This is a genomic window from Burkholderia sp. Ax-1720 (assembly GCF_011753035.1).
Taxonomy (GTDB): domain Bacteria; phylum Pseudomonadota; class Gammaproteobacteria; order Burkholderiales; family Burkholderiaceae; genus Burkholderia; species Burkholderia gladioli.
In genome coordinates, this window is record NZ_VWWK01000326.1 from 1 (window position 1) to 3638 (window position 3638).

Annotated in this window: 4 protein-coding genes; all 4 read right to left on the reverse strand. The window is 71.0% G+C overall.

All coding sequences use genetic code 11. The features are described 5' to 3' along the window. Nucleotides 1–544 (reverse strand): ABC-type transport auxiliary lipoprotein family protein (locus F3J18_RS36120; RefSeq protein WP_240156504.1); only part of this gene is annotated, 544 nt, incomplete at its 3' end. Between the two features lie 173 nt (nucleotides 545–717). Next, on the reverse strand, nucleotides 718–1665 hold the full coding sequence (locus tag F3J18_RS36125) for an MlaD family protein (RefSeq protein ID WP_166916939.1): 948 nt from the start codon (nucleotides 1663–1665) through the stop codon (nucleotides 718–720). 15 nt (nucleotides 1666–1680) lie between these two features. After that, nucleotides 1681–2544, reverse strand: a complete 864-nt coding sequence (locus F3J18_RS36130) for an ABC transporter ATP-binding protein (protein WP_047836717.1) — start codon at nucleotides 2542–2544, stop codon at nucleotides 1681–1683. Between the two features lie 56 nt (nucleotides 2545–2600). Beyond that, on the reverse strand, nucleotides 2601–3638 hold a 1038-nt coding region (locus F3J18_RS36135; RefSeq protein ID WP_205195714.1), incomplete at its 5' end, for an ABC transporter permease.

The following is a 3638-nucleotide window of genomic DNA, read 5'->3' on the forward strand; positions in this document are numbered from 1 at the left end:
CGCCGGCCGCGTCGGCGGTGCTGGCCGGCGCGCGCGCCACGAAGCTGCGCTGGCCGAGCACCGCGCCCTCGCGCGTGAGCGTGGCGCGCACCGCCACCTCGCCATGGCTCTGCGCCTGGCCGTCGAACACCTGCTCGAAGGTGTTGAGCTCGACATGCAGCACGCTCGCGCGCACCGCGTCGCCGCCTTCCAGCACCGTGCCGCGCGCCGAGAGCGCCGCGCGAAGGCGCTGCGTCAGCAGTTGCGCGGGCGGCGCGGTCCAGCGGCTGTCGCGATAGGTGGCGATGCGCTGCGCGTCGGCATAGGCGAGCCGGTAGGCGAACTTGTCGGTATCGAAGGCATCGGGCGCGCGCACGTCGAGCACCTTGATCACCGAGCCCGAAGCCGGCGCGAGCGCCAGCGACGAGGTATCGAGCGGGCCGAGGTCGTAGCGGATGTTCGACATCCGGGCCGCGTCGCCCGCGCAGCCGGCGAGCAGCGTGAACAGCAGCATCGCGCCCAGCGCGGCGGCCCGGCGGGCGGAGAGGGAGGACAAGCGTGACATCGCGGATTCCTGCATGGTCGTGAACTCGTTGGCGGTGGCCGCGGCCCGGGGGCCGACCGGCATCGGGTCGATCGCCGGCCCGCGCCGCGAGGCACGGGCCGGCCGGTATCTGTCAGTCATCGGTCAATCGGGCGCGAGCGGCAGGCACCTTGCCCGCCCGCGCCCCGCGCCGCTCAGCGCGACCCCGCCTGCGGCCAGGCGAAACCCGCCTCGCCCGGGCCCGGCAGGCCGGCGCTGGTGCCGAACAGCAGGCTGCGCGGGTTGCGGCTGATCTCGCCGGCCACGTCGCGCACGGTCCGCGAGGTGTCGCCGAGGTTCGAGCTCAGCGAATTGACCCGCGGCAGCGTCTCGTAGCGCACGCTCGCGTTCAGCTCGGAGAGCGTCTGATCCATCTGCGTGAGCGCAGTTCCCGCCTGTTCGGCGGCCTTGCCGGCGCGGTCCAGGTTGGCGGCGAGCGGCCCGTGCGGCGCCAGCATCGCGTCGGCCGAGGCCAGCGCCTGGTTCACGCGGCGGGTGGTTTCGGGCAGTTGCGCGGTGACCGGCTCGAGCGACTTGGTGAGCGTGCTCACGCCGTCGGCGGCCTGCTGCACGCTGGCCGCGGTGGCCTTCAACTGCTCGCGCATCTCGGGCGAGAGCATCGCGTTGACGCTGGAAGCCGCCACCTCCATCTGCTTGAGCAGCACGTCGCCGCGCTGCTGGAGCTGGTCGAACAGGCTCGGGTGCAGCGGGATCTGCGCCACCTCCTTCACCGAGGTAGGCAGCGGCGAGGGATCGCGGCCGGTATCGTCGAGCTGCACGAAGGCGATCCCGGTCACGCCCTGGAAGCCCAGGCTGCCGTAGGTCGAGCGCGTGATCGGCGCGTCCTTGTCGACCAGGATGCGGATCGAGATCTCGCCCGGGTGGACGCGGTCGAAGTGGATGGTGGCGACCTTGCCGACGTCCAGCCCGCGATAGCGCACCGCCGCGTCGGGGAACAGGCCCGTCACGTTGGTGCGCGCCACCAGGTCGTAAGGGATCCGTACCGTGCGATCGACGTTGAACCAGAACACCGCCGCGATGATCGCGAGCAGCAGGCCGATGGCGAACAGCCCCGCCCAGAACGCATGTGACTTGTTTTCCATTCGCGATTCCTTGCTTTACAGCTCGACGCTGGACAGCGCCGGCTCGAGTGCCGCCTTCGGCAATTTCGCGCGCCGCTCGGGCGGCAGCGCCTGCAGCGCGCGGCGCCCGCGCAGGCCGAGGAAGTATTCCTTGATGAAGGGATGGTCGACGCTGGCCGCCTCCTCGACGGGCGCGGCCACCAGCACCTTGCGATCGGCGATCACCGCCACCCGCGTGGAGAGCGCCACCATGGTGTCGAGATCGTGGGTGATCATCACCACCGTCAGGCCCAGGGTGCGATGCAGGGTGGCGATCAGGTCGACGAATTCGTCCGAGGCGCGCGGGTCGAGCCCGGCGGTGGGCTCGTCGAGGAACAGCAGCTCGGGCTCCAGCGCGATCGCGCGGGCGATGCCGACCCGCTTGACCATCCCGCCGGACAGCGCCGAGGGCATCTTCGAGGCGTGCTTGCAGGGCAGCCCGACCATCTCCAGCTTGAGCATCACGATCTCGTGCAGCAGGTCCTCGGGCACGCGCCCGAGCTCGCGCAGCGGCTGGGCGATGTTGTCGAACACGGTCAGAGAGGAGAACAGCGCGCCATGCTGGAACAGCATGCCGGAGCGGCTGCGCATCACGCGCGCCGAATCGGCGTCGAGGGTGGCGAGATCCTCGCCGAACACGCGCACGGTGCCCGAGCTGGGCTGCTCCAGGCCCAGGATCTGGCGCACCAGGGTGGTCTTGCCCGAGCCCGAGCCGCCCACGATCGAGACGATCTCGCCCTGCCGCACGTCGAAGTCAAGATGCTCGTGGATCACGTTGCGCCCGTAGCGCTTGGTCATGTCGCGCACTTCGATCACGTAGCCGGCCGGGTTCGCCTCGCCCCCGGCGCCGGCCGCGCGCATCGCGGCGGCGGCGGTGCCGCCGCCCGTCTGCACCGGCGCGTTCCGATTCTCGTCCATCATCCGAGCCCCACGTTCTGGAACAGGATCGCGAACACCGCGTCGGCCAGGATCACCACCGTGATCGAGCTGACCACCGAGGTGGTGGTGCCCTCGCCCAAACTCTGCGAATTGGCCTTGATGCGGAATCCGAAATGGCAGCCGACCAGGGCGATCAGCATGCCGAACACCACGCCCTTGCCGAGCCCGATCCACAGGTTGGCGATCGGCACCACGCCCGGCAGCGAGCGGATGAAGAAGTTGACGTCGATGCCCAGCGCCAGCTTGGCGGCCAGCGCCCCGCCCGAGAGTGCGACGATATTGGTCCACATCACCAGCAGCGGCATCGCCACGCCGAGCGCGAGCACACGCGGCAGCACGATGCGCAGCCCGTGCGGGATGCCCATCACGCGCATCGCGTCGAGCTCCTCGGTGACGCGCATCACGCCGATCTGGGCGGTGATCGCCGAGCCCGAGCGCCCGGCCACCAGGATCGCCGCCAGCACCGGCCCCAGCTCGCGGATCACCGACAGCCCGAGGATGTTGACGATATAGCGGTTGGCGCCGAACTGCTGCAGCTGCTGGGCCGACAGGTAGCTCAGCACGATGCCGATCAGGAAGGCCACCAGGGCCGTGATCGGCAGCGCCTTGGCGCCGGCGTTGTAGACGTTGGCCGAGATCTCGGTCCAGGGCATGGTCTTGGGGCGCCGGGCGATCGAGCCGAGGTCGAGGATCACGCGCCCGAACATGGCGATGCCGCCGAACAGGTGCTCGCCGAACTGCATCAGGGCCAGCCCGAGCCGCGTGACCGGATCGTGGCGGACCACCGGCTCCGGTTCCTCGCGCGCCTCGTCGAGCCGCTGGATCCGCTCGAAGATGGTGCGCTGGTTGTCGGTCAGCGTCAGGCCCTCGGGCAGCCGGTGGCCCCAGGCGCGCCACAGCGCCTGGCCGCCGACGTGGTCGAGCCGGTCGATCGCCGACAGGTCCCAGCGGCCGACCGGGCCGACCTGCGCGGCGGCCGAGCCCGCGCCCAGCGACGGCATCCGGGCGCCGGCCCG